Below are 23397 nucleotides of genomic sequence, written 5' to 3'. Positions count from 1 at the left end.
GATCAGGCGTCCAGCACCCGGTCGAACTGGGTGGTGGTGTGCCGCAGGTGCGCCACCAGCTCGTCGCCGACCTTCGGCTCCGGCGCGTCCGAGGGCACGAACAGGATCGAGACCTGCATGTGCGGCGGCTCCGCGAACCAGCGCTGCTTGCCCGCCCACACGAACGGCGACAGGTTGCGGTTGACGGTGGCCAGACCCGCCCGGGCGACACCCTTGGCGCGGGGCATCACCCCGTGCAGGGCCTTCGGTGCCTCCAGGCCCACACCGTGCGAGGTGCCGCCCGCGACCACGACCAGCCAGCCGTCCGAAGCCGCCTTCTGCTGGCGGTAGCCGAACCGGTCGCCCTTGGTGACGCGCGTGACGTCCAGGACGGCGCCGCGGTATTCGGTCGCCTCGTGGTCACCCAGCCACAGCCGGGTGCCGATCCGGGCGCGGAAGCGGGTCTGCGGGAACTGCTGCTGCAGTCGCGCCAGCTCCTCGGCCCGCAGGTGGCTGACGAACATGGTGTGCAGCGGCAGCCGGGCCGCGCGCAGCCGGTCCATCCAGCCGATGACCTCTTCGACGGCGTCCGAGCCGTCCGGCCGGTCCAGCGGCAGGTGGAGGGCGAAGCCCTCCAGCCGGACGTCCTCGACCGCCGAGTGGAGCTGGCCCAGGTCCTGTTCGGAAATGCCGTGGCGGCGCATCGAGCTCATGCACTCGATGACCACGCGGGCACCGACCAGGCCGCGGACCCCGTCCAGCGAGGACACCGAGCGGATGACCCGGTCCGGCAGCGGCACCGGGTCCTCACCGCGCCGGAACGGGGTGAGGACGAGCAGGTCGCCACTGAACCAGTCCTTGATGCTGGCGGCCTCGTACGTCGTCCCGACGGCCAGGATGTCGGCGCCCATCCGGGTCGCCTCCTCGCACAGCCGCTCGTGGCCGAAGCCGTAGCCGTTGCCCTTGCAGACCGGGATCAGTCCGGGGAACTGGTCCTGGACCTGCTTCTGGTGCGCACGCCAGCGCGCGGTGTCGACGTAGAGCGTGAGCGCCATGCCCGTCCGGAGCCTCTCTCGAAAAAGCTGCGTGTGCAGCGGTGCGGTGTGGTGGGGTGCGGCGGCAGGTCAGCGACGGGACATGTAGATGTCGAGCGCCTTGTGCAGCATCTTGTTGAGCGGGAAGTCCCACTCGCCGACGTACTCGACGGCTTCGCCGCCCGTGCCGACCTTGAACTGGATCAGGCCGAACAGGTGGTCGTTCTCGTCCAGCGTGTCACTGATGCCGCGCAGGTCGTACACGCCGGCACCCAGAGCGTACGCATCGCGCAGCATCCGCCACTGCATCGCGTTCGAAGGCCGCACCTCGCGCTTGTGGTTGGCGGACGCGCCGTACGAGTACCAGACGTGCTGGCCGACGGTGAGCATCGTGGCGGCGGCCAGGGGCTCCCCCTCGTGCTTGGCGATGTAGAGGCGCATCCGGTTCGGGTCCTCGGAGTTGAGGGCCGTCCACTGGCGCTGGAAGTAGCTCAGCGGCCGCGGGCGGAACTTGTCGCGCTCGGCCGTGATCTCGTACAGCTCCTGCCACACCGGCAGGTCCTCGTAGCCGCCCTGGACGACCTCGACGCCGGCCTTCTCGGCCTTCTTGATGTTGCGGCGCCACAGCTGGTTGAAGCCCTTGAGGACGTCGTCCAGCGAGCGGTTGGCGAGCGGCACCTGGAAGACGTAGCGGGGCTGTACGTCGCCGAAGCCGGCGCCTCCGTCCTCGCCCTGCTGCCAGCCCATCCGGCGCAGCTTGTCGGACACCTCGAAGGCGCGGGGCTCGATGTGCGAGGCCTCCACATCGCGCAGGCGCTTGACCTCGGGGTCCTGGATGCCGGCCTTGATGGCGGCGGCGTTCCAGCGACGGATGACGACGGGCGGCCCCATCTTCACCGTGAAGGCGCCCTGCCGCTTGAGGTGCGCCAGCATCGGCTGGAGCCACTCCTCCAGGTTCGGGGCGTACCAGTTGATGACCGGCCCCTCGGGGAGGTACGCGAGGTACCGCTTCACCTTGGGCAGCTGCCGGTACAACACCAGTGCGGCGCCGACGAGTTCATCGTTCTGGTCGAACCAACCGAGGTTCTCGGACCGCCACTCGTTCTTCACGTCGGCCCACGCCGGGACCTGGCAGTGGCTCGCCGAGGGCAGGCTCTGGAGGTATCCCAGATGCTGCTCTCGGCTGATGGTCCTCAGGGACAGGCTCATGCGGGGCGTCTCCTCCGGCGGCTTCGCTGGCTATGGCGCGAAGCCTACTGCGACAAGGGCGCCACCCTTCTGGGGGACGGGCTGTGCCCCGGCCCCGTGGCGGGCCGGCGCCCTGTCGCGGAGGAGCCCCGGTCAGCCCAGCCAGCCTCCGAAGAGGCCGCCGTGCGCCATACCGAGGAAGAAGCCGAAGGCCGAGGCGCCAAGGCCGATGATCAGTGCGAAGCGCTCGCGTGTCGTGGCGGAGATGAACTGTCCGTACGCGCCGGTCAGGATTCCGATCAGCCCGGTCCACGAGCTGAGCAGATGAAGGTTGTGGAAGAACGCCGTGATGAACGCCACGGCACCGAGGACCAGAGTGACCGCCAGCAGGGTGTCCTGCAGGGGGTGGGGCTTGCCGTCGGTCGAGAAGAGGGAGATCGGCTGGGACGAGGGCTGGCGACGCATTGCCTGTGCCATCGGAAAGGCACCTCCTGGCTGAGCAGAGCGGTGCTGCGGTGGACACCCGCAGCAGAGCCGGGGACATAGCACCGCGCACACCCGATGCATACAGAGTGTGGCCTCCTCCTGCCGGATTTCAACCGGAAGGAGTCGAGCAGGTAGTCTGTACGGTCTGCGCGGTGTCTGCTCTGTGGGCACCGTGCGTACGCATCACGACCCTCCTGCCACGGAACGACCGTGGCCGCTGAGTCCAAAGGAGGTGGGTTCCACATGCGTCACTACGAAGTGATGGTCATCCTCGACCCCGATCTCGAGGAGCGCGCTGTCTCCCCGCTGATCGAGAACTTCCTCTCCGTCGTCCGTGAGGGCAACGGAAAGGTCGAGAAGGTCGACACCTGGGGCCGTCGTCGTCTCGCTTACGAGATCAAGAAGAAGCCCGAGGGCATCTACTCGGTCATCGACCTTCAGGCCGAGCCTGCGGTCGTCAAGGAGCTTGACCGACAGATGAACCTGAACGAGTCGGTTCTCCGGACCAAGGTCCTTCGCCCCGAGACCCACTGAACTCCGGTTCAGCGGTAATCGGGACCGAGTAGCACAGCAGCCCAGCAGCAATCCCCGCCGAGAGGTTCACCCATGGCAGGCGAGACCGTCATCACGGTCGTCGGCAATCTCGTCGACGACCCCGAGCTGCGCTTCACCCCCTCGGGTGCGGCGGTCGCGAAGTTCCGTGTCGCGTCCACCCCCCGCACCTTCGACCGTCAGACCAATGAGTGGAAGGACGGCGAGAGCCTGTTCCTGACCTGCTCGGTGTGGCGGCAGGCGGCCGAGAACGTCGCCGAGTCCCTCCAGCGGGGCATGCGCGTCATCGTGCAGGGCCGGCTGAGGCAGCGGTCGTACGAGGACCGTGAGGGTGTCAAGCGCACGGTCTACGAGCTGGACGTCGAGGAAGTCGGCCCCAGCCTGAAGAACGCCACGGCCAAGGTCGCCAAGACCACCGGTCGCGGTGGCCAGGGCGGGTACGGCGGCGGCCAGCAGCAGGGCGGCGGCGGTGGCTGGGGCGGAGCCCCCAGCGGCGGCGCACCCCAGGGCGGCGGAGCTCCCTCCGACGACCCGTGGGCGTCCAGCGCGCCGGCCGGCGGCCAGCAGCAGGGCGGCGGGGGCGGCTGGAGCGGAAGCTCCGGCGGTTCCGGCGGTGGCTACTCGGACGAGCCTCCCTTCTAGGGAAGCCCGCATCCAAACTTCTTGATCACACAGGAGAGACACAATGGCGAAGCCGCCTGTGCGCAAGCCTAAGAAGAAGGTCTGCGCGTTCTGCAAGGACAAGACCGCGTACGTGGACTACAAGGACACGAACATGCTGCGGAAGTTCATTTCCGACCGCGGCAAGATCCGTGCCCGCCGCGTCACCGGCAACTGCACGCAGCACCAGCGTGACGTCGCCACGGCCGTGAAGAACAGCCGTGAGATGGCGCTGCTGCCCTACACGTCCACCGCGCGATAAGGAAAGGGTGACCGACTAATGAAGATCATCCTGACCCACGAGGTCTCTGGCCTCGGTGCCGCCGGCGATGTCGTCGACGTCAAGGACGGTTACGCTCGCAACTACCTGGTCCCGCGCGGTTTTGCGATCCGCTGGACCAAGGGTGGCGAGAAGGACGTGGCGCAGATCCGCCGCGCCCGCAAGATCCACGAGATCGCGACCATCGAGCAGGCCAACGAGGTCAAGGCCAAGCTTGAGGGCACGAAGGTCCGTCTGGCCACCCGCTCGGGTGACGCCGGCCGCCTCTTCGGCTCCGTGACCCCGGCCGACATCGCCACGGCGATCGAGGCTTCCGGTGGTCCGAAGGTCGACAAGCGCCGCGTCGAGCTGGCTGCCCCGATCAAGACCCTCGGTTCGTACCAGGTCTCCGTGCGTCTGCACGCCGAGGTCGCCGCGAACGTGGGCGTCGAGGTTGTCGCCGCCTAAGTGCTGCGCATGAAGGGCCGCACCCTGTGGGGTGCGGCCCTTCGTCGTTCTCGTTGTTTCACGTGAAACATGGCTCCCGCGGGCGCTGTTTCACGTGAAACAGCGCCTCGCGCTCAGCGGGTCGCCCCCGCGACCAGCCACCGGCCCGAGCGGGCGCGGAGCTGGAGGGTGACCATCCGGACCAGCAACATCACCGTCATCGCCCACCACAGGGTGGTCAGACCGCCGCCCACGACGGGGACGAGCAGAGCGGCCGGGGTGAAGACCGCGAGGGTGATGAGCATGGCCCACGCCAGGTAGCGGCCGTCGCCCGCGCCCATCAGGACCCCGTCGAGCACGAACACGACCCCGGCGACCGGCTGGGCGACGGCCACCACGAGCAGAGCGGGCAACAGGGCGTCCACGACCGCCTGGTCGCTCGTGAAGAGCGGGATGAACAGGGGACGCGCGGCGACCACCAGGGCGCCCAGCAGGACGCCGCAGACGATTCCCCACTGCACCATGCGGCGGCAGACGGCCCTGGCGCCAATGGTGTCACCGGCGCCGAGGTAGCGGCCGATGATGGCCTGCCCGGCGATGGCGATCGCGTCCAGGGCGAAGGCCAGCAGGCTCCAGAGCGAAAGCAGGATCTGGTGGGCGGCGATGTCCGCGTCGCCGAGACGGGCCGCGACCGCGGTCGCGAGCATCAGAACGGCGCGCAGGGACAGGGTGCGGACGAGCAGGGGTACTCCGGCCTGGGCGCAGGCCCGTATGCCTGCCGCGTCGGGCCGCAGGGATGCCCCGTGCCTGCGGGCACCTCGGACGACCACGGCGAGGTAGACGGTTGCCATGGCGCACTGGGCGATGACCGTGCCCCAGGCCGAGCCGGCGATGCCCAGGCCGGCTCCGTAGACGAGGCCGGCGTTGAGGCCCGCGTTGAGCGCGAAGCCGCCCACGGCGACATAGAGCGGGGTCCGGGTGTCCTGGAGGCCGCGTATGACGCCGGTGGCGGCGAGGACCATGAGCATGGCCGGGATGCCGAGGGCCGAGATCCGCAGATAGGTGACCGCGTAGGGGGCGACGGTGTCGGAGGCTCCGAACAGTGCGACGAGTTCGGGCGCCGTGGGTACGACCGCAGCGACGACGGCCGTACCGAGCAGAACGGCGAGCCAGATGCCGTCCATGCCCTGGCGGATGGCAGCCTGCAGATCGCCGGCTCCGACCCTGCGGGACACGGCCGCAGTGGTGGCGTAAGCGAGGAAGACGAAGACGCTCACGGCGGTGGTGAGCAGAGCCGCGGCGATGCCGAGGCCGGCCAGTTGGGGAGTGCCGAGGTGCCCCACGATGGCGCTGTCGGCCATGACGAACAGGGGCTCCGCGACGAGCGCGCCGAAGGCCGGGACGGCGAGCGCGAGTATCTCCCGGTCGTGCCGTCTCGGGGCAGCCTCCGGCGGGACGAGGGCTTGGGTCATGAGTCCAATCTAATCTTCCACAGGTAATAGACACAAGGCATGACTGGTCCTTACTCAGACACCCGCTGCGACGTTCTGGGCACCCCATTGGAGGCGAACTCGAACCTGGCGCCAAGAAAATTTCGACCCACAGGGCGTGGAGAGGGAAACAGCAGGTCAGAGGGGTGCAGGGGGTCGCCGGGTGATTTTGTCCACAGCGTCGTCCCCCGGTCCGTGCACAGCTTCCGGGGACTTACCCACAGCATTCGCTCCGTCATCCACATCTCATCCACACAGCCTGTGGATAACAAGATTGGCTGACGTCGCTCCCGGGCCTACCGTTGTGCGTTGCCCGGCTCGCCCACAGCCGGTCCGGGCGTCCCGAATGTCAGAGCCGTGTCGTAGAAACTGTCGCACGGCAAGGTCCGCGTTGCGGACGGGAGGAGGCGGCCCGGTGAGCATGCCCGAGCCCTTGGACGACCCCTGGGCCGACAGCGGTCCGGGTGACCGTCTGCCCGCCCGTTCCCGCCGCGGCAGCGAGGGCCGGGACCGCAGGGACGAGCAGCACGAGCGGGGTCGCGAGGGCGGCTCCTGGGACGGCGGCGGGTTCGAGCGCGTTCCGCCGCAGGACCTCGACGCGGAGCAGTCCGTGCTCGGCGGCATGCTGCTGTCCAAGGACGCGATCGCCGACGTGGTCGAGGTGATCAAGGGCCACGACTTCTACCGGCCCTCGCACGAAACGATCTACCAGGCGATCCTCGACCTCTACGCCAAGGGCGAGCCGGCCGACCCGATCACGGTGGGCGCCGAGCTGACCAGGCGCGGTGAGATCAGCAAGGTCGGCGGGGCCTCCTACCTGCACACCCTGGTCCAGTCGGTACCGACCGCGGCGAACGCCGAGTACTACGCGGAGATCGTCCACGAGCGGGCCGTCCTGCGCCGCCTGGTCGCCGCCGGTACGAAGATCACGCAGATGGGATACGCGGCGGACGGCGACGTCGACGAGATCGTCAACAGCGCCCAGGCCGAGATCTACGCCGTCACCGAGCAGCGGACCTCCGAGGACTACCTGCCGCTGGGCGACATCATGGAGGGCGCGCTCGACGAGATCGAGGCGATCGGCTCCCGCAGCGGCCAGATGTCCGGTGTCCCGACCGGCTTCACGGACCTCGATTCGCTGACCAACGGCCTGCACCCGGGCCAGATGATCGTCATTGCCGCCCGTCCCGCCATGGGCAAGTCGACGCTCGCCCTGGACTTCGCGCGGGCCTGCTCCATCAAGAGCAACCTGCCGAGCGTGATCTTCTCGCTCGAAATGGGGCGCAACGAGATCGCGATGCGCCTGCTGTCCGCCGAGGCGCGGGTGGCGCTCCACCACATGCGGTCGGGGACGATGACGGACGACGACTGGACCCGGCTCGCCCGCCGGATGCCGGACGTCTCCGCTGCCCCTCTCTACATCGACGACTCGCCCAACCTGTCGATGATGGAGATCCGGGCCAAGTGCCGGCGCCTCAAGCAGCGCAACGACCTCTCGCTCGTCGTCATCGACTACCTCCAGCTGATGCAGTCGGGTGGCTCGCGCCGTCCCGAGAGCCGCCAGCAAGAGGTCTCGGACATGTCCCGAAACCTCAAGCTGCTGGCCAAGGAGCTTGAGGTCCCCGTGATCGCGCTGTCCCAGCTGAACCGTGGTCCCGAGCAGCGCACCGACAAGAAGCCGATGGTCTCCGACCTGCGTGAGTCGGGCTCGATCGAGCAGGACGCCGACATGGTGATCCTGCTGCACCGTGAGGACGCGTACGAGAAGGAGTCGCCCCGCGCGGGCGAGGCCGACCTGATCGTGGCGAAGCACCGCAACGGCCCGACGGCGACGATCACGGTCGCCTTCCAGGGCCATTATTCGAGGTTCGTGGACATGGCCAACACGTAGCATCCGGGCATGGATGCCCACTCTGAAGAACTGGAACTACTCCCTGCCACGCGGCGCGCGCTGCGGCACCGGATTGCCGTCGCCCAGAGCGAAGGCCGGGCGCCCTCGGTGGTGGCAGCGGTCCTGCGGGACGGTGCGGTGGTCTGGGAGGGCTCCCGGACCTCGGTCGAGGGGCACGGGCCGGACGGGAACGTGCAGTACCGGATCGGCTCGATCACCAAGACCTTCACGGCCGTTCTCGTGATGCGCCTGCGGGACGAGGGCCTGCTGGGGCTCGGGGATCCCCTGGAGAAGCACCTGCCGGGGACCGGGGCCGGCGAGGTGACCGTCGGACAACTCCTGGCGCACACGGGGGGCCTGGCGGCGGAGACTCCCGGCGAGTGGTGGGAGCGGACTCCGGGTGCCCAGCGTACGGAGCTCGGGGACGTATTGGGGGAGGAGCCCTTCCGCTTCGAGCCCGGGCAGCGCCACCACTACTCCAACCCGGGCTACACCCTGCTGGGTTCACTCGTGGAAGCCGTGCGCGGCAAGCCCTGGGAAGAGGTGCTGCGGACCGAGGTGCTGGAGCCGCTGGGGCTGCACCGGACGACGGCGCAGCCGCAGGCCCCGCACGCCGGCGGGTGGGCCGTGCACCCGTGGGCGGACCTCATGATGCCCGAGCCGGCGCAGGACCTGGGTCTGATGGCTGCGGCCGGTCAACTCTGGTCGACCACTCAGGACTTGGCGCGGTTCGCCCGGTTCCTGCTCCGGGGTGACGAGCAGGTCCTGGGCGCGGCGACGGTGCGGGAGATGCGAACTTCGGCGGCTCCCCCGGAGCCCGGCTTCGCCGACCTGGGATACGGGCTGGGGCTGCAGCTGGCGGAGAGCCGCGGGCGCCGGCTCGTCGGGCACAGCGGCTCGCTGCCGGGCTTCGTCGCAGGCCTGTGGATGAGCGAGGCGGACGACCTTGCGGCCGTCGTACTGGCGAACTGCACCTCCGGCCTGCCGGCCGCGACGGTGGCCATGGACCTGCTGAACCTGGTGGCGGACGCGGAGCCGCGGATCCCCGAGCCGTGGAAGCCGTTCCCCGAAGAGCATCCGGTGGAGCTGGACCTGTGCGGCCCCTGGTACTGGGGTACGGCCCCGCACCTCGTGCGGCTGACCGCCGACGGGCTACTGCACCTGGGTCCGGTGGGCGCGCCGGGGCGTGCCGCCCGTTTCAGGGCGGAGCTGGACGGTACCTGGCGGGGCCTGGCGGGCTACTACGCGGGCGAGACGCTGCGCGCTGTACGGCGGACGGACGGTTCCGTGAGCCACCTCGACCTGGGGTCGTTCGTGTTCACGCGGGAACCCTACGACCCCGAGGCACCGGTGCCCGGCGGGGTGGACCCGCAGGGCTGGCGCGGCATCGGCCGGTGACGCCGCGCCGTCGGCTGCCTAGGCGGTGAGCTCCCGCTCCAACGGGGTGCGAAAGCGCGGGGTGATACGGGCGTCGCCCACCCACCGGCCGAGGCGGGCGGCCTCGGCGGTGATCGCCTCCTCGGCGGTGCGGCCGCGGTCGGCCAGCAGCCGCCAGACGATCTCGCCGTCGGCACGCTGCGCCCAGCCGCCGACGATCTCCCCGTTCCACCAGACGGTCGGACCGATGTTGCCGGCGTAGTCGAAGAGGACGCTCCGGTGGGCGGTGTCCAGGTGGAAGCTTCGGTCCGCCCAGCCCATGCTGCTGGGATCGAGGCCGGGGAGGAAGGCGGCCCAGGGCTCGGGAGCGGATACGGACCCGGTGTCCCCGGGGCTGACGAGAGCGAGGGTGCCGTCCTCCAGGCGGACCTGATCCGGCCCGACGGCAGCGAGGGCCTTGCGGACGTCGGTGAGCGTCCAACCGGTCCACCATGTGAGGTCGGCCTCGGTGGCCGGCCCATAGGAGCGGAGCCAGCGGCGGGCGATCTCGGCGCGGGCTTCGGCGGCGGGGACGGCTGGCCAGGGTTCGGTGTGCACCCAGCGGTACTGACTGGAGGTCCAGGATCCGCGCGGCCGGTCCCGGCGGATCCTGCCGTCGGCAGCCAGCAGGCGGATGACGCGGGTGGCAACGCCGGTCTCGGTCTCGTACTTCTTGCCCCGCCCAACGGTGATCTTCCGGCGGAGGGCCGGTACGGCGGCCGAGAGCTGGCTTCCCGTGGCAGGGCCCCCCGTATCCAGGGCGTCGAGCGTGGCTGTTTCGGCCCGGGCGAGCCAGTCGGCGTCGAGGCCCTGGCCGTCCTCCTGAAGGTGCTTGAGCAGGGTGCGCCGTTCCTTCAGGGCGACGCCGCGGGCGGTGGAGGCGTACACGTACGGCGCGAGGTCGGTGGAGACGGCAAACAGGGTGTTGCGCATGCTGAGCAGCCGGACGAGGCTGACGTCCTCGTACAGCGCCTTCTCGATCACGGTGGGGCCGCCCTCCGCCAGCCGGGCACGGGCGGAGAGGAAGACGGTCGCCGCGTCCGTGGCGTGCAGGGCGACCACCGCGTCCGCCACCTCGGACACCGCGTCGGCGTGAGCCGAGGGTGCCAGACGGTGGCGACGGCCGAGCCGGTTGCGGCGCTCGGCGACCGTGATGAGGGGAAGGGCGCTCATCTTTCCGATCGTAGGCCGAGCCGCCGGTACCGGCCCCGCCCCTCGACGCTCTCGATCAAAGAGAGAGCTTGAAGCCGACGTGGGAAGCGGCGAAGCCGAGCCGCTCGTAGAAGCGGTGCGCGTCGGTGCGGGTCACGTCCGAGGTCAGCTGCACGAGTTGGCAGTTCTCCCGCCGGGACTGGTCGATGGCCCATTGGATGAGCCGGGTGCCCAGACCACTGCCCCGCTCGTCCGCGTGCACCCGTACGCCCTCGATCAGGGAGCGGGTGGCTCCCCTGCGGGACAGGCCCGGGATGACGGTGAGCTGGAGGGTGCCCACGACGCGGCCGGCGCGGACGGCGACGACCATGTGCTGGTGGGGGTCGTCCGCCAGGCGCTTGAGGGCCGTCAGGTACGGGGTGAGATCGCCGGGCGACTCCCGGGCGGCTCCGAGGGGGTCGTCCGCGAGCATCGCCACGATGGCGGGCAGGTCGTCTTCAGTGGCGGGCCGGATGTCGAACTCAGCGGCTTCGGCCATGGAGTGTTCCTTCCTGGAGCTACGGGATGTCAGGCGGGGCGGAGCTGTGGCCTGATCCGCCGGACACTGCTCAGCCGGCTGCCACGGTGAGCGGGGCCCATCGGCGGGTCCAGTCGCCGGGCAGTCCGGGGCGGCCGCGGGTCATGACGGCATTGAAGGCCACGGAGACCATGCCCCGGTTCTTGAGCCAGGCGAGGAGTTCCTCGTGGCGTACGTCGACGTCGGTACGCAGGGGCCGGTCGGTCGTCGCGGCCAGCGCGCTGACGAGCGCCTGCGCGCCGGCTGTGTCGCGGGCGACCAGCGGGCCGACGACATGGGTCTCCATGTTGGGCCAGAGCGCACCGTATCCGAGGAGGTCCCCCTCCTCGTCCTCCGCCACGAGCAGCCGATCCGCGAAAGCCGGAAGCCGCGTGATCATGTGCGTCCGGTCGGCGCCGAACACCTCGGTGTCCAGGCGGAGGATGCGCGAGATGTCCTCGGCGGCGGCAGGCCGCACCCGCAGGTCATCCGACGTAGAGACTGCGGCATCGGCTCGGAAGCCTCCCACGAGCATCTCCGCGCGCCCCGTGGTCTCGAAACCGAGTTCCTCATACAGAGGGCGGCCGTACGGGGTGGCGTGCAGGGTCAGGGGGATGCCCTGGAGGACCCCGTTGCAGATGTGGGTCATCAGGCGGCGCCCCAACCCCTGGCGGGCGTACCGGTCGGCGACGAGGACCATCCCGATCGCGGCCAGGTCGGGCTTCGCGTGAGGACTGCCGTACGAGGTGACAACGCAGGCGGCGGCCAGGCCCTGCCCGTCGGGAGCATCCATGCCATAGCCGTTTCCGGCGGCGAGGAGGAGTCCCCACTTGTGATCCTCGCGGGGCCAGCCCCGGTCTTCGGACAGGTCGGCGCAGCGGCGGAGATCGTCCACAGTCAGCGCACGGATTGGCAGGTCGGTGAGGTGTGGTCGTGTCACCGGCTCAGCCTGGATCATCAAAGCGTGGCTCGTCCAGGGGATTTGAGCCCTATGTTTCACGTGAAACGAGCCGGTGTTCCACGGGCTGGGAGCCGATGTTTCACGTGAAACGACGCGATGTTTCACGTGAAACGGACCTCGCTCTCGCGGCAACGAACAGGCTAGCCTCGGCTGCCATGACCCTCCTGCATCTCTTCGATCTCGACGGCACGCTGATGTACGGCTCGGCGGCACCGGTAGAGATCTCCCGGCAGCTCGGCCTGGCAGCGGAGATTGCCGAGCTGGAGCGGTCCTTCAGCGCACGGGAGATCGGGCCGCACGAGTTTTCGGTGGCCGTGCACCGGCTGTGGGCCGAGCTGACGCCTGCCCATGTCCGGGCGGCCTTCGACGGCTCTCCGTGGCTGACAGGGATCCGCGAGGTGTGGCAGGAGATCCGCGAGCGCGGGGATTACTGCGCGGTGATCTCGCTGTCGCCGTCGTTCTTCGTGGAGCTGCTGCTGGAGTGGGGCGCCCACGCCGCACACGGCTCGGTCTTCCCCGAGGTGCCGTTCACCCGGCCTGTGGACAGCGCCGGGATCCTGACCCCGGAGGGCAAGGTGACTGTGGCGGACCAGCTGTGTGAGCGGTTCGGGGTCAGCCGCGCGGACTGTGTCGCGTACGGGGACTCCGTGACCGATGCGATCCTCTTCGAAGCCGTATCGGTGTCAGTGGCCGTCAACGCGCCCCCCTCACTCGCGGAGCGGGCGACGCACGTGTACGTCGGCCGGGATCTGCGGGAGGCGTATCAGCTGGTGCGTATGGCGCGCTCGGGAGTTGCGGCATCTTAAGGGGAAGCGGGTTCGAAACGCGGATTTTCTGCGTTTCCCCGCGAGCAGCCAGGGGGGCTGGCAGGCTGTAAAGCCCGGAACCACGGATTCGAAGGCCGTGGCGTGCTTACCGACGAGATGCTCGAAGCGAGGCACCACATGGACGCTCCGCCCACCAGACCGGCCACACGGACGGGCCGGATACCGTCCGGGGGCGGTGCGGCCGAGCCCTCTCCGGACGCGGTGCTGATCCGCCGGACCCTTGAGGAGATCGCTCCGGTCGCCGACAAGGTGACCTCCTACTTCTACGCCTTGGTCTTCACGGGGCATCCCGAGGTGCGCGGCATGTTCCCCGCCGCCATGGACGCACAGCGCGACCGGCTGCTGAAGGCCCTGATGACCGCCGCCGAGCACATCGACAACCCGGACGTACTCGTCCCGTACCTGCGGCGGCTGGGCACCGGCCACCGCAAGTACGGCACGATGGCCGGGCACTATCCGGTGGTCGGTGAGGCGTTGATGGGGGCGCTGGCCCGGTACGCCGAGCGCAGCTGGGGTCCGGAAGCGGAGGCCGCGTGGGTGCGGGCCTACACGTCGATCTCCCAGATCATGATCGATGCGGCTGCCGAGGACGAGGTGAAGTCCCCGGCCTGGTGGCACGCCGAGGTGGTCTCCCATGATCTGCGGACTCCGGACATCGCGGTCCTGACGGTCCGCCCGGACCAGCCGTACGCTTTCCTCGCGGGCCAGTACACGAGCCTGGAAACCCCGTGGTGGCCGCGGGTCTGGCGGCACTACTCCTTCGCCTCGGCCCCGCGAGCCGACGGACTGCTCTCGTTCCACGTCAAGGCCGTCCCGGCAGGCTGGGTCTCCAACGCCCTGGTCCGCCATGCGCGCCCCGGCGACTTCCTGCGGCTCGGTCCACCCGCCGGATCGATGGTGGTGGACCACAGCACCGACAACGGGATGCTGTGCCTGGGCGGCGGTACGGGCATCGCGCCGATCAAGGCGCTGATCGAGGACGTGGCGGAACACGGCGAGCGCCGCCCGGTCGAGGTGTTCTTCGGAGCCCGCCGGGACGACGACCTCTACGACAAGGACACCCTGCTGGGGCTCCAGCGCTCGCATCCGTGGCTGTCGGTGCGCCCGGTGGTCTGCGAGGGCCTGGCCGGACAGCTGCCCCAGGCGGTGGGCGAGCACGGGCCGTGGAGCTCGTACGACGCGTTCATATCGGGGCCGCCCGCGATGATCCGCAGCGGCGTCGACGAGCTGAAACGGATCGGTATACCGCGTGAACGGATCCGCTACGACGCGCTGGAGGAACTGGCGGGCGTCGCCGGCTGAGACCGGCGGGCGCCCGCCCTCCTCGTTCAGACCCCGCCGGATCAGCCCAGGTCGGGGGCGTGCATGGCGCGTACGCCCTCGATGTTCCCGTCGAGGTAGTGGCGCAGGGACAGCGGGACGAGATGGACCGCGGCGATTCCGACCCGGCTGAAGGGCACGCGGACGATCTCGTACTCGCCCTCGGGCTCGTCGACCTCGGGACCGTGCCGCTGGCTGGGGTCCATCGATTCGAGGTGGCAGACGAAGAAGTGCTGCACCTTGACGCCGGTCACTCCGCCACCCGCTATGTGCTCGACGGTGTCGACGAAGCAGGGCACCACGTCGGTGATCTTCGCGCCGAGTTCCTCGTGGACCTCGCGGTGGAGGGCGTCGACGACGGTGGCGTCCGTGGGCTCCACCCCACCGCCGGGGGTGAGCCAGTACGGGTCGACGCCGGGCCTGGTGCGTTTGATGAGGATCAGGTCGTCACCGTCGAGCAGGATCGCGCGGGCGGTGCGTTTGACCACGGGACGTTCGGTCATGGGAGAAGAGTGGCCCAGAGTTCCGTTCCTGAAACGCGCGCCTGGGAAACGGTCCGCAGGTGGGGCCCTGCCGCTGCGCCGGGTCTTACCAGTGGGCGGCGGCGCGCAGCAGCTGGTCGTGGGCCCGGGCAAGGTGGGCGAGGGCGAGGCTGCCGGTGCGCACCACGAGGAACCAGGTACGCAAGGGCGGTACGGCCGGTTCCAGCAGGGCGACGATCTCCCCGCGGTCCAGCGAGTCCTGGCACAGGTAGCGGGGCAGTACCGCGAGTCCGGAGCCGGAGCGGACACATTCCAGTACCGCCCGGAGATCGGGCGCGACGACTGTGGCTGCGTCGGGGCGTGTACCGGGCCGGGTCTCGAAGACGGCGGCCCAGTAGCGGGTGACGAGAGGCAGGCTCTCGTGGACCTCGACGAGCGGAATGCCGTCGAGGGCGGCCGGCCCCTTGTCGCGGAGCCGGTCCGGATCGATGAGGGCGGCCCAGTACGGCGCAGTGACCAGGACGTGCTCCTCGTCGCACAGGGGCGTGGCGCTGAACAGGGCACCGCGGGGGCGGGCCGTGGTGACGACGAGGTCGTGGTGGCCGGAGGCGAGCCCGTCGAGGATCTCCTCCGTTCCGGTCAGCAGGGCGGTGCGCAGGGTGTGGCCTTGGCCGACGAGCGGTGCCAGGGCGGGTAGCACCCGCAGGGACAGGAACTCCGGTGGGCCGGCCAGGTGCAGGGTGCGTAACGCCCCGGCCGCCTCCCGCTCGACCTCGGTGATCCGCAGCAGAGCGTCGAGATGGGGGGCGGCCTTGTGCGCCAGTTCGTCACCGACGGCCGTGGGGGTGACTCCTCGGGCGCGGCGGTGGAACAGGGGCCGGCCCAGCTGGCGTTCGAGCGTGCGGATCTGCGAGGTGACGGCGGGCTGGGACAGCCCGAGGAGCGCGGCGGCCCGGGTGAACGAGCCGGCCCGGTGTACGGCGACGAACGTACGCAGCAGGGCCAGGTCCATGAAGGCCCCCTCTCGGTGGGACCTTCAACTATAAATATGCCGATAGGCCCCTGTCGTTACCGTGATTGGACTCTGACGCTGAGTCAACTAGCCTTGCCTTGTGGTTCTTCGTGCAGGAACCCGAGGCGGTCCGAGCCAGGAGGGGGGAGGCTCGGACCGCCGCATTGTTTCGCCTCCGCTCACCCTCCCGCGGCCGCGGAATCCAGGGCGTGCAGCACATCGGCGACCAGGTCCTCGGTGTCCTCTGCCCCGGCGGAGAAGCGGATGAAGCCCTCCGGCACGGCGTCTCCGCCCCACCGTCCGCGCCGCTCCGCGGTGGACCGTACTCCGCCGAAGCTGGTGGCGTCCTCGACCAGGTGCAGGGCGGCCATGAAGCGCTCGGCGTGCGCGCGGTCCGGGAGGACGAAGGAGACGACGGAGCCGAAACCCCGCATCTGTCGGGCGGCAGTCTTGTACGAGGGGTCCGCGGGCACGCCCGGATAGCGCAGACCGGCCACCTCGCCGCGGTCGGTGAGCGCCTCGGCGATGGCCAGTGCATTGGCCCACTGCCGCTGGGTGCGCAGCTGGAGGGTGGCCAGGGAGCGGTGCGCGAGCCAGGCCTCCATGGGCCCCGGGATGGCGCCGACGATCTTGCGCCAGCGCCGGACAGCCGCCGCGAGCTGCGGGTCGCGGCAGACGACGTACCCGAGCAGCAGGTCGCCGTGGCCTGTCAGGCCCTTGGTGCCGCTGGCGACGGAGAAGTCCGCGCCGAGTTCCAGCGGGCGCTGGCCGAGCGGGGTGGCGAGGGTGTTGTCGACGGCCACGAGGGTGCCGCCCGCGTGGGCCGCCTCGGCCAGGCGCCGGATGTCGCAGACGTCGAGCCCGGGGTTGGACGGGGTCTCGATCCACAGCAGCCGCGTCCCGCCGAGCGCGGCGAGCTGTGCGTCGCCGCCGGTCGGGGCCGTGCGGACCTGGACGCCGTACGCCTCAAGCTGTTCCCGGACCAGCGGCAGCGCCTGGTAGCCGTCGTCGGGCAGGACGACCGTGTCGCCGGCGCGGGTCTGGGAGAGGAGGACGGCGGAGACGGCGGCCATGCCGGAAGCGAAGACGACCGTGTCCACCCCGTCCTGGCCGGGCGCCTCAAGTTCTCCGATGGCTCGTTCCAGCAGGGTCCAGGTCGGGTTGGTGTCGCGGCCGTAGGTGTACGGACCTTCGACGTCGCCAGGGAGGTGGAAATGGGCAGCGAAGACCGGCCCGGGCAGGGGCGGTTCGTTCTTGACGGGGTCGGGAAGTCCGGCGCGGACGGCCCGGGTGCCGTCGCCCGGCCGGACCGCCTCGGTGGGGGCGCCGCGGTCGCCGTCGTGCTGGTCGCGGTCGGGGTCGTTCATGCGTTGTTCAGTCCTTGTCCGGCAGGGCCATGTTCACGGCCCAGGACACGACGGAGATGATCAGGCCGCCGATCAGGGCGCTCCAGAAGTTCTCCACGTCGAAGCTGAGGTCCAGCTGCTTGGCCAGCCACGAGGTCAGGAGCAGCATCAGGGCGTTCACGACGAGGGTGAACAGGCCGAGGGTGATGATGAACAGGGGCAGGGAGAAGAGCTTCACCACCGGCTTGACGAAGAAGTTCACCACGCCGAAGACCAGTGCGACCAGGACCAGCGTCAGGGTCCTGCGGCCCAGGGAGCTGCTGTGGTCGTCGAGGGTGATGCCGGCGACCAGCCAGATGGCCACGGCGAGGGCTGCCGCGTTCGCGAGCGTCTTGACTACGAAATTCGTCATGTGTCTGATCGTGGCAGAGAAGATCCCCGTGGAACATGCGCAGATCAGCGGATGACGGGGAGCCTGACGAACACGAGGGGCACGACACGATGAAGGCCTTCCGGCTGGACGAGCTTGAGGCGGAGCGGCTCGCGAACGACGGCGCCTACCTGCAGTTCCTGCGCGAGCGGAACATGTCGGTGGGGCTGTACGCCCTCGATGCCGGCCAGAGCGACCCACAACAGCCGCACGGCCAGGACGAGGTGTACTTCGTGGTGAGCGGCCGTGCCTCCATCACGGTGGGCACGGAGACGACGGCGGTGGCCCGCGGCAGCGTGGTCTACGTTCCGGCGGGAGTCCCCCACAAGTTCCACCACATCACCGAGGACCTCAAGGTGCTCGTGGTGTTCTCGCCGCCGGAGGCGTAACGGCCCCTGTGGACGGAGGGCCGGGACCCCCGCCCCCTAGGGGGCGGATCAGGGGACTGCGGGGGCTCGCGGGCCCCCGGCCCCGTCCGCGGACTCCTAGCATCGAGAGCAGGAAGTCACGGACGAGGAAGAGGAAGAGGTCGAGGACATGGACGGCATCCGCGAGACACTGGCAGGCATGCCCTGGTGGGTGAAGTGGGTCGCCATCCCGCTTCTGGTGGTCTTGGTGTTCGGCGGCGTCATCACCAGCATCCTCAGCGCGCTGATCGGCTTCGTCTTCGACGTGCTGCTGTTCGTCGCTCTCGTGGGCGCCCTGGTCTTCTTGGTGAAGAAGTTCAGTGGGAACGGGACGAAGTCCTCGTCCAACGAGTGGTAGGTCCCTGCCCGGTGACCGCGGACTAACCCAGGTGGGCGAACATGAGGTGCGAAACCCCTCACACCGCTGGAATCGGCGGATAGAGTGGCAATCTGTGCCGATCCCTGGGCACCGAACGCCGGTAGATCCGCTCTGCCCTGCGGTGATGTCTAGCACCAGCCGAGCACGACCCCCAGGAACACGGACCGTGCGGGGGCGGCCCCCGCACGGCGGGTCACTCCGAGGCCCGCTGCCACGCCTGGGGGTGAGCTTTGTCTTCGCTTCACAACGCCGGTGTGCCGACGCTGATCGGGTCGGTGCAGAGGGCGCTGAGGCTGCTCGAAGCGGTGGGTTCCCACAGTGAGGGAGCCCCGGCGAAACAACTGGCCCGCGAGGCCGGGCTCCCCCTTCCCACCGCGTACCACCTGCTGCGCACTCTCACTCACGAGGGCTATCTGCGCCGTGAGGGCGGGGTGTTCGTCCTTGGCGACGCCGCCGGGCGGCTGGCACGTGCCGGACTGCAGCAGAAACGTCGCAGCATGATCCTCGAATCACTGGCCCACTTCCGCGACGCGGTCGGCGCCCCCGTCTACTTCGCGGTGTTCCGCGAGGGTGAGATCGAGGTCGTCGGTGTCTCCGACACCCCAGCCACCCCGGCCTGCGAGGAGTGGGCCGATTTCCGCGAGACCGGCCATGCGCACGCCATCGGACAGTGCCTGCTGGCGCAGCTCGACGAGGAGACGCGGAAGGACTACTACGACCGCCACCCCGTCGGTCCCCTCACCGCATACACGGTCCGGGACCAGCGTGCGCTGGAACGCCGGATTGCGTCCCTCGGCCGGATGCAGCCGGTTACGGAGCGTCAGGAGTATGTGCTCGGCACGGTATGCGCGGCGATCCCCATCACGGCCGGCGATACGGCCGCAACGATGGCCATTTCCCTTCCCTTGCATCAAGAAGACCGATTGCGCTCTGCGGTTGATCGACTGCGGAGTGAAGTAGGCGCGCTGTTGAGCACCCTCTCGTTCTCTATCAGTATCTGAAATCTCACTCCTTGTGATCCGCCAGCGCTTACACCACCCTTGTCAAGAGGTCCCTGGGGATCATTCCTGGCCACTTCCACTACAGCGGGGTAGGCAATGCGCGAGTCGGTACAGGCAGAGGTCATGATGAGCTTCCTCGTTTCCGAGGAGCTCTCGTTCCGGATCCCAGTGGAGCTCGGGTACGACGCCCGTGATCCCTATGCCGTACGCCTGACCTTCCACCTCCCCGGAGACGCCCCCGTGACCTGGGCGTTCGGCAGAGAGCTGCTCCTCGACGGCATCAACAAGCCCTGTGGCGACGGAGATGTGCACATCGCCCCCATCGACCCCGACGAGCTGTCAGACGTCCACATCCGTCTCCATGTCGGGCCCGACCGCGCCCTGTTCCGCGCCGGTGCGGCGCCGCTCGTCGCCTTCCTCGACCGCACCGACCGGTTGGTTCCCCTCGGCCAGGAGCGCAGCCTCGGCGACTTCGAGGGTGACCTCGACCAAGCGCTCGGCAAGATCCTCGCCGAGGCCCAGCAGAACGAGCGGAACGCCGGCTGACCTTTCGCGGCAGCGGTGTTCAGCGCTTGCGGCGCCGGCCCCGGCCCGTGCGGACCGGCCCCGAGGCCGCCGCACCGGCCGGGGGCCCCGGCCGGTCGGCGGACACGACCAGTGCCGCCAGCGCCGTGGTGACCGGAACCGAGGCCACCAGGCCGATGGACCCCACGAGGGTACGGACGATCTCCTCCGCGACGAGCTCGCTGTTGGCCACCGAGCCCATGCTGCTGTTCGCGATCGAGAACAGCAGCAGCAGGGGCAGCGCGGCGCCTGCATAGGCGAGGACCAGGGTGTTGACCACCGAGGCGATGTGGTCGCGACCGATCCGGATGGCCGCCCGGTACAAGGCACGTGACCCCATGGACGGGTCTGCCTGGTGCAGTTCCCAGACGGCCGAGGTCTGGGTGACCGTCACATCGTCGAGCACGCCCAGGGATCCGATGATGATGCCTGCGAGCAGCAGGCCGCTCATGTCGATGGCGGGGTAGAGCCCGTGGATCAGTCCGGTGTTGTCGTCCGTGTTCCCGCTCAGGAACGCCCAGTCGATGAAGAGTGAGCCCAGCAGCCCGATCAACAGCAGTGAAACCAGCGTGCCGAGCACGGCGACCGAGGTCCGGGCGGTCAGTCCGTGACACATGTAGAGCGCGATGAGCATGATCGCGCTGGCGCCGATGACCGCGACCACCAGCGGGTTGGAGCCCTGCAGGATTGCCGGAAGGATGAAGAGCGTCAGCACTCCGAAGCTGACCACCAGTGCGATCAGTGCGAACACACCGCGCATCCGGCCGACGACGACCACCGCCACGGCGAAGAGCCCGGCCAGCAGGGCCAGCGGGAGCTTGCGGTTCACGTCGATCACGGAGTACTGGAGATCCCGCGGCGCGTCCGGGGCGTAGGCCACGACCACCTCCTGGCCGTCCGCCAACTGCCGTGGCGCGCCCGGCTGGACGATCTCGATGAACGTGCGGCCCTTTTCCGGACCGGTGCCGACCTCGACGGTGGCTTTCTTGCACTGCCCGGTCTGCGCGGCCTGCGCCTCCCGGCCCTCCGGGGTGGAGGTGTTGCCGGTCGGAGGCACCTGCGAGACGTTCACCGATTTGCAGTCGACCTGTTCGAGGGCGACGACCTTGCCCTGCTGGGTCTGGCGGTCGAAGCCCACTCCGGAACGCTCGTGGGCGGGGGCGCCGCCCGGCCAGAGCACCGCCATGCCGATGAAGACCGCGGCCGCGAAGGGGATCAGTACGGCTGCGATGACCCGGCGCAAATGGCGGGAGACGGGAGCCGCCGGTCCGTGGCCGTGGCTGTGCCCATGGCTGTGCCCGGAACCGGGGGAAGGCCCGTGCGCATGCCCCGGACCCGCGTGCGCGTGGTCCGGGTGGCCGGAGGGCTCTGGCAGATCGGCGGGGGGCTGCGGCGAGGACGTCACCGGCCGATCATCGCAAGAGTTGAGGGGGCCCACTGTTCAGCACGCCACAGATGACGCTAGCGTGGGGGCACCTTTGCACAACGCGGGAGCTCGGAGCACCGGGCTGAGAGGACGCTGATCACCGTACGCGCGCAGTACAGGCGTACGGGAAGAGGCTGCGTCGACCGCCGAACCTGTTACCGGGTAATGCCGGCGTAGGGAGATCAGGTCTCATGACCATTCAGGACGCACGCACGCCTGCCGTCAGTCAGGACGCCGACGGCCAAATCGAGCGCCAGCCGGGCTGGCACAAGGGGTACGTGGCGGGCTCCCGCCCCGACATCCGGGTGCCGGTCCGCCAGGTCCACCTCACCAACGGCAAGGACGTCACGCTCTACGACACGTCCGGGCCGTACACCGATCCCCAGATCGAGACCGATGTACGCCGCGGCCTGCCGCCGCTGCGGGAGAACTGGATCATCGGCCGCGGTGACACCGAGGAGTACGCGGGCCGCCCCGTCCGCCCCGAGGACGACGGCATCAAGCACACCTCGCCGCGCGGTGGCCTCAAGAACCTCGACGCGGTCTTCCCGGGCCGCCCCCGCCAGCCCCGCCGGGGTCGCGACGGCGCCGCCGTCACGCAGCTCGCCTACGCCCGCCGCGGCGAGATCACCCCGGAGATGGAGTACGTCGCCATCCGGGAGAACGTCTCCCCCGAGGTGGTCCGCGAGGAGATCGCCGCAGGGCGCGCCGTGCTTCCTGCGAACGTGAACCACCCGGAGATCGAGCCGATGATCATCGGCAAGCGCTTCCTGGTGAAGGTCAACGCCAACATCGGCAACTCCGCGGTCACCTCCTCCATCGAGGAGGAGGTGGAGAAGATGACCTGGGCGACCCGTTGGGGTGCGGACACGGTCATGGACCTCTCCACCGGACGCAACATCCACACCACCCGCGAGTGGGTGCTGCGCAACTCCCCGGTCCCGATCGGAACCGTGCCGCTGTATCAGGCGCTGGAGAAGGTCGACGGCAAGGCCGAGGACCTGACCTGGGAGATCTACAAGGACACGGTCATCGAGCAGGCCGAGCAGGGCGTCGACTACATGACGGTCCACGCAGGTGTGCTGCTGCCGTACGTGCCGCTGACGGCGCGCCGCAAGACCGGCATCGTTTCGCGCGGCGGTTCGATCATGGCGGCGTGGTGCCTCGCGCACCACAAGGAGAACTTCCTCTACACCAACTTCGAGGAGCTCTGCGAGATCCTCGCGATGTACGACGTCACGTACTCCCTCGGTGACGGCCTGCGGCCCGGGTCCATCGCGGACGCCAACGACGCGGCGCAGTTCGCCGAGCTGAAGACGCTGGGCGAGCTGAACACGATCGCCAAGCGGCACAACGTGCAGACCATGATCGAGGGTCCGGGCCACGTCCCGATGCACAAGATCAAGGAGAACATCGACCTCCAGCAGGAGATCTGCGAGGAGGCGCCGTTCTACACGCTCGGTCCGCTGACCACGGACGTCGCCCCCGCGTACGACCACATCACCTCGGGCATCGGCGCCGCGATGATCGCCTGGTGGGGCACCGCGATGCTCTGCTACGTGACGCCGAAGGAGCACCTGGGTCTGCCCAACCGCGACGACGTGAAGACCGGCGTTATCACCTACAAGATCGCGGCGCACGCAGCGGACCTGGCCAAGGGACACCCGGGCGCCCAGGAATGGGACGACGCCCTGTCGGACGCGCGGTTCGAGTTCCGCTGGGAGGACCAGTTCAACCTGGCCCTCGACCCGGACACGGCGCGCGAGTTCCACGACGAGACCCTCCCGGCCGAGCCGGCCAAGACCGCGCACTTCTGCTCCATGTGCGGTCCGAAGTTCTGCTCGATGAAGATCTCTCAGGACATCCGCCGTGAGCACGGCGGGGACCTGAAGGCCGAGGAGATCGAGGCGGGCATGGCGGAGAAATCCGCCGAGTTCGCGGCGAGCGGCAACCGCGTGTACCTGCCGCTGGCCGACTGATCCGAACGCTGACGTCGCGTCCGTGCGCTGCCGTCGCGCTGCACCGGGGAGAGGAGGGCGCCTTCACGGCGAAGGAGTACACCTGCTACTACGCACGGGTGCTCGACACCGACCTGCCGCTGGCGATCGACGTCGTCTGCGACATGCTCACCG

At 69.4% G+C, this 23397-nt stretch carries 25 protein-coding genes, 1 pseudogene and 1 riboswitch; of the genes and pseudogenes, 14 read left to right on the top strand and 12 right to left on the bottom strand.

The window, feature by feature from the left end; genetic code table 11:
- Window positions 1-2: 2 nt before the first annotated feature.
- The 3 genes from AB0B01_RS27310 to AB0B01_RS27300 form a co-directional block, all read right to left on the bottom strand.
- Window positions 3-1034: an alanine racemase gene (locus tag AB0B01_RS27310; RefSeq protein ID WP_361724403.1), complete on the bottom strand. Its 1032-nt coding sequence runs from the start codon at window positions 1032-1034 to the stop codon at window positions 3-5.
- A 69-nt stretch (window positions 1035-1103) separates the two neighbouring features.
- On the bottom strand, window positions 1104-2222 hold the full coding sequence (locus tag AB0B01_RS27305; protein WP_361724400.1) for a peptidoglycan bridge formation glycyltransferase FemA/FemB family protein: 1119 nt from the start codon (window positions 2220-2222) through the stop codon (window positions 1104-1106).
- Window positions 2223-2354: 132 nt separating this feature from the next.
- Window positions 2355-2678, bottom strand: coding sequence for a hypothetical protein (locus AB0B01_RS27300; RefSeq protein ID WP_361724397.1), 324 nt, complete (start codon window positions 2676-2678; stop codon window positions 2355-2357).
- Between the two features lie 252 nt (window positions 2679-2930).
- Between AB0B01_RS27300 and rpsF the strand changes: the two genes are divergently transcribed.
- The 4 genes from rpsF to rplI all read left to right on the top strand — a co-directional run bounded on the left by rpsF (window position 2931) and on the right by rplI (window position 4626).
- Complete coding sequence (rpsF, locus tag AB0B01_RS27295; protein ID WP_004950685.1) at window positions 2931-3221, top strand: 30S ribosomal protein S6; 291 nt, start codon at window positions 2931-2933, stop codon at window positions 3219-3221.
- 72 nt (window positions 3222-3293) lie between these two features.
- The gene (locus tag AB0B01_RS27290) at window positions 3294-3881 is read left to right on the top strand and encodes a single-stranded DNA-binding protein (protein ID WP_361724395.1); all 588 of its coding nucleotides are present in this window, start codon (window positions 3294-3296) and stop codon (window positions 3879-3881) included.
- A 43-nt stretch (window positions 3882-3924) separates the two neighbouring features.
- Entirely contained in the window at window positions 3925-4161 is a 237-nt protein-coding gene (gene rpsR, locus AB0B01_RS27285; protein ID WP_005315025.1) for a 30S ribosomal protein S18, read from the top strand.
- A gap of 18 nt (window positions 4162-4179) precedes the next feature.
- Window positions 4180-4626: a 50S ribosomal protein L9 gene (gene rplI, locus AB0B01_RS27280; protein ID WP_030292603.1), complete on the top strand. Its 447-nt coding sequence runs from the start codon at window positions 4180-4182 to the stop codon at window positions 4624-4626.
- A gap of 113 nt (window positions 4627-4739) precedes the next feature.
- On the opposite strand, the gene AB0B01_RS27275 is transcribed toward rplI, so the two are convergent.
- On the bottom strand, window positions 4740-6077 hold the full coding sequence (locus AB0B01_RS27275; protein ID WP_361724392.1) for an MATE family efflux transporter: 1338 nt from the start codon (window positions 6075-6077) through the stop codon (window positions 4740-4742).
- A 451-nt stretch (window positions 6078-6528) separates the two neighbouring features.
- Here AB0B01_RS27275 and dnaB point away from each other — a divergent pair, with 451 nt between their 5' ends.
- The gene (dnaB, locus tag AB0B01_RS27270; RefSeq protein WP_361724421.1) at window positions 6529-7986 is read left to right on the top strand and encodes a replicative DNA helicase; all 1458 of its coding nucleotides are present in this window, start codon (window positions 6529-6531) and stop codon (window positions 7984-7986) included.
- 9 nt (window positions 7987-7995) lie between these two features.
- A complete protein-coding gene (locus AB0B01_RS27265) occupies window positions 7996-9384 on the top strand; it encodes a serine hydrolase domain-containing protein (RefSeq protein ID WP_361724389.1) in 1389 nt (462 codons plus the stop codon).
- 18 nt (window positions 9385-9402) lie between these two features.
- Here AB0B01_RS27265 and AB0B01_RS27260 read toward each other — a convergent pair whose 3' ends face one another.
- The 3 genes from AB0B01_RS27260 to AB0B01_RS27250 form a co-directional block, all read right to left on the bottom strand.
- Window positions 9403-10575, bottom strand: coding sequence for a winged helix DNA-binding domain-containing protein (locus AB0B01_RS27260; RefSeq protein ID WP_361724386.1), 1173 nt, complete (start codon window positions 10573-10575; stop codon window positions 9403-9405).
- A 55-nt stretch (window positions 10576-10630) separates the two neighbouring features.
- Entirely contained in the window at window positions 10631-11092 is a 462-nt protein-coding gene (locus AB0B01_RS27255; RefSeq protein WP_361724383.1) for a GNAT family N-acetyltransferase, read from the bottom strand.
- A 70-nt stretch (window positions 11093-11162) separates the two neighbouring features.
- On the bottom strand, window positions 11163-12050 hold the full coding sequence (locus AB0B01_RS27250; RefSeq protein WP_361724380.1) for a GNAT family N-acetyltransferase: 888 nt from the start codon (window positions 12048-12050) through the stop codon (window positions 11163-11165).
- A 176-nt stretch (window positions 12051-12226) separates the two neighbouring features.
- On the opposite strand from AB0B01_RS27250, the gene AB0B01_RS27245 reads away from it, so the two are divergent.
- Both AB0B01_RS27245 and AB0B01_RS27240 read left to right on the top strand, forming a co-directional pair.
- Complete coding sequence (locus AB0B01_RS27245; RefSeq protein WP_361724377.1) at window positions 12227-12877, top strand: HAD-IB family phosphatase; 651 nt, start codon at window positions 12227-12229, stop codon at window positions 12875-12877.
- Between the two features lie 117 nt (window positions 12878-12994).
- Window positions 12995-14200, top strand: a complete 1206-nt coding sequence (locus tag AB0B01_RS27240) for a globin domain-containing protein (RefSeq protein ID WP_361724418.1) — start codon at window positions 12995-12997, stop codon at window positions 14198-14200.
- Window positions 14201-14241: 41 nt separating this feature from the next.
- Here AB0B01_RS27240 and AB0B01_RS27235 read toward each other — a convergent pair whose 3' ends face one another.
- The 4 genes from AB0B01_RS27235 to AB0B01_RS27220 form a co-directional block, all read right to left on the bottom strand.
- Window positions 14242-14721: an NUDIX hydrolase gene (locus AB0B01_RS27235; protein WP_361724374.1), complete on the bottom strand. Its 480-nt coding sequence runs from the start codon at window positions 14719-14721 to the stop codon at window positions 14242-14244.
- An 85-nt stretch (window positions 14722-14806) separates the two neighbouring features.
- Entirely contained in the window at window positions 14807-15712 is a 906-nt protein-coding gene (locus AB0B01_RS27230; protein ID WP_361724371.1) for a LysR family transcriptional regulator, read from the bottom strand.
- Window positions 15713-15891: 179 nt separating this feature from the next.
- On the bottom strand, window positions 15892-17079 hold the full coding sequence (locus AB0B01_RS27225; RefSeq protein ID WP_361724368.1) for a cystathionine gamma-lyase: 1188 nt from the start codon (window positions 17077-17079) through the stop codon (window positions 15892-15894).
- A 7-nt stretch (window positions 17080-17086) separates the two neighbouring features.
- The gene (locus tag AB0B01_RS27220) at window positions 17087-17470 is read right to left on the bottom strand and encodes a phage holin family protein (protein ID WP_361724366.1); all 384 of its coding nucleotides are present in this window, start codon (window positions 17468-17470) and stop codon (window positions 17087-17089) included.
- 89 nt (window positions 17471-17559) lie between these two features.
- Between AB0B01_RS27220 and AB0B01_RS27215 the strand changes: the two genes are divergently transcribed.
- The 4 genes from AB0B01_RS27215 (at window position 17560) to AB0B01_RS27200 (ending at window position 19821) form a co-directional block, all read left to right on the top strand.
- On the top strand, window positions 17560-17877 hold the full coding sequence (locus AB0B01_RS27215; protein WP_361724415.1) for a cupin domain-containing protein: 318 nt from the start codon (window positions 17560-17562) through the stop codon (window positions 17875-17877).
- A gap of 148 nt (window positions 17878-18025) precedes the next feature.
- A complete protein-coding gene (locus AB0B01_RS27210) occupies window positions 18026-18253 on the top strand; it encodes a DUF5326 family protein (protein ID WP_361724363.1) in 228 nt (75 codons plus the stop codon).
- A gap of 275 nt (window positions 18254-18528) precedes the next feature.
- A complete protein-coding gene (locus tag AB0B01_RS27205; protein WP_361724360.1) occupies window positions 18529-19275 on the top strand; it encodes a helix-turn-helix domain-containing protein in 747 nt (248 codons plus the stop codon).
- Between the two features lie 96 nt (window positions 19276-19371).
- Complete coding sequence (locus AB0B01_RS27200; protein WP_361724357.1) at window positions 19372-19821, top strand: SsgA family sporulation/cell division regulator; 450 nt, start codon at window positions 19372-19374, stop codon at window positions 19819-19821.
- Between the two features lie 19 nt (window positions 19822-19840).
- Here the strand turns inward: AB0B01_RS27200 and AB0B01_RS27195 are convergent, their stop codons facing one another.
- Window positions 19841-21244, bottom strand: coding sequence for a YibE/F family protein (locus AB0B01_RS27195; RefSeq protein ID WP_361724354.1), 1404 nt, complete (start codon window positions 21242-21244; stop codon window positions 19841-19843).
- Between the two features lie 72 nt (window positions 21245-21316).
- Window positions 21317-21462, top strand: a riboswitch (TPP riboswitch).
- On the opposite strand from AB0B01_RS27195, the gene thiC reads away from it, so the two are divergent.
- Both thiC and AB0B01_RS27185 read left to right on the top strand, forming a co-directional pair.
- A complete protein-coding gene (gene thiC, locus AB0B01_RS27190; protein ID WP_361724351.1) occupies window positions 21457-23244 on the top strand; it encodes a phosphomethylpyrimidine synthase ThiC in 1788 nt (595 codons plus the stop codon). It overlaps the preceding riboswitch by 6 nt.
- A 47-nt stretch (window positions 23245-23291) precedes the next feature.
- Window positions 23292-23397: pseudogene (locus tag AB0B01_RS27185) on the top strand (insulinase family protein); the annotation flags it as partial.

The sequence above is a fragment of the Streptomyces sp. NPDC044571 genome (assembly GCF_040647115.1).
In the GTDB taxonomy this organism is placed as follows: Bacteria; Actinomycetota; Actinomycetes; order Streptomycetales; family Streptomycetaceae; genus Streptomyces.
Note: the sequence above shows the minus strand (reverse complement) of the source record. Positions and strands in the feature narration are given on the sequence as shown.

Excerpts from the sequence above, each read along its gene's own strand:
- AB0B01_RS27235 (WP_361724374.1), bottom strand. The coding sequence starts at position 14,721 with ATGACCGAACGTCCCGTGGTCAAACGCACCGCCCGCGCGATCCTGCTC.
- AB0B01_RS27305 (WP_361724400.1), bottom strand. The coding sequence starts at position 2,222 with ATGAGCCTGTCCCTGAGGACCATCAGCCGAGAGCAGCATCTGGGATAC.
- rpsR (WP_005315025.1), top strand. The coding sequence starts at position 3,925 with ATGGCGAAGCCGCCTGTGCGCAAGCCTAAGAAGAAGGTCTGCGCGTTC.
- thiC (WP_361724351.1), top strand. The coding sequence starts at position 21,457 with ATGACCATTCAGGACGCACGCACGCCTGCCGTCAGTCAGGACGCCGAC.
- rpsF (WP_004950685.1), top strand. The coding sequence starts at position 2,931 with ATGCGTCACTACGAAGTGATGGTCATCCTCGACCCCGATCTCGAGGAG.
- AB0B01_RS27230 (WP_361724371.1), bottom strand. The coding sequence starts at position 15,712 with ATGGACCTGGCCCTGCTGCGTACGTTCGTCGCCGTACACCGGGCCGGC.
- AB0B01_RS27255 (WP_361724383.1), bottom strand. The coding sequence starts at position 11,092 with ATGGCCGAAGCCGCTGAGTTCGACATCCGGCCCGCCACTGAAGACGAC.
- AB0B01_RS27220 (WP_361724366.1), bottom strand. The coding sequence starts at position 17,470 with ATGACGAATTTCGTAGTCAAGACGCTCGCGAACGCGGCAGCCCTCGCC.
- rplI (WP_030292603.1), top strand. The coding sequence starts at position 4,180 with ATGAAGATCATCCTGACCCACGAGGTCTCTGGCCTCGGTGCCGCCGGC.
- AB0B01_RS27200 (WP_361724357.1), top strand. The coding sequence starts at position 19,372 with ATGCGCGAGTCGGTACAGGCAGAGGTCATGATGAGCTTCCTCGTTTCC.
- AB0B01_RS27225 (WP_361724368.1), bottom strand. The coding sequence starts at position 17,079 with ATGAACGACCCCGACCGCGACCAGCACGACGGCGACCGCGGCGCCCCC.
- AB0B01_RS27240 (WP_361724418.1), top strand. The coding sequence starts at position 12,995 with ATGCTCGAAGCGAGGCACCACATGGACGCTCCGCCCACCAGACCGGCC.
- AB0B01_RS27260 (WP_361724386.1), bottom strand. The coding sequence starts at position 10,575 with ATGAGCGCCCTTCCCCTCATCACGGTCGCCGAGCGCCGCAACCGGCTC.
- AB0B01_RS27290 (WP_361724395.1), top strand. The coding sequence starts at position 3,294 with ATGGCAGGCGAGACCGTCATCACGGTCGTCGGCAATCTCGTCGACGAC.
- AB0B01_RS27300 (WP_361724397.1), bottom strand. The coding sequence starts at position 2,678 with ATGGCACAGGCAATGCGTCGCCAGCCCTCGTCCCAGCCGATCTCCCTC.
- AB0B01_RS27210 (WP_361724363.1), top strand. The coding sequence starts at position 18,026 with ATGGACGGCATCCGCGAGACACTGGCAGGCATGCCCTGGTGGGTGAAG.
- AB0B01_RS27310 (WP_361724403.1), bottom strand. The coding sequence starts at position 1,034 with ATGGCGCTCACGCTCTACGTCGACACCGCGCGCTGGCGTGCGCACCAG.
- AB0B01_RS27275 (WP_361724392.1), bottom strand. The coding sequence starts at position 6,077 with ATGACCCAAGCCCTCGTCCCGCCGGAGGCTGCCCCGAGACGGCACGAC.
- AB0B01_RS27245 (WP_361724377.1), top strand. The coding sequence starts at position 12,227 with ATGACCCTCCTGCATCTCTTCGATCTCGACGGCACGCTGATGTACGGC.
- AB0B01_RS27265 (WP_361724389.1), top strand. The coding sequence starts at position 7,996 with ATGGATGCCCACTCTGAAGAACTGGAACTACTCCCTGCCACGCGGCGC.
- AB0B01_RS27215 (WP_361724415.1), top strand. The coding sequence starts at position 17,560 with ATGAAGGCCTTCCGGCTGGACGAGCTTGAGGCGGAGCGGCTCGCGAAC.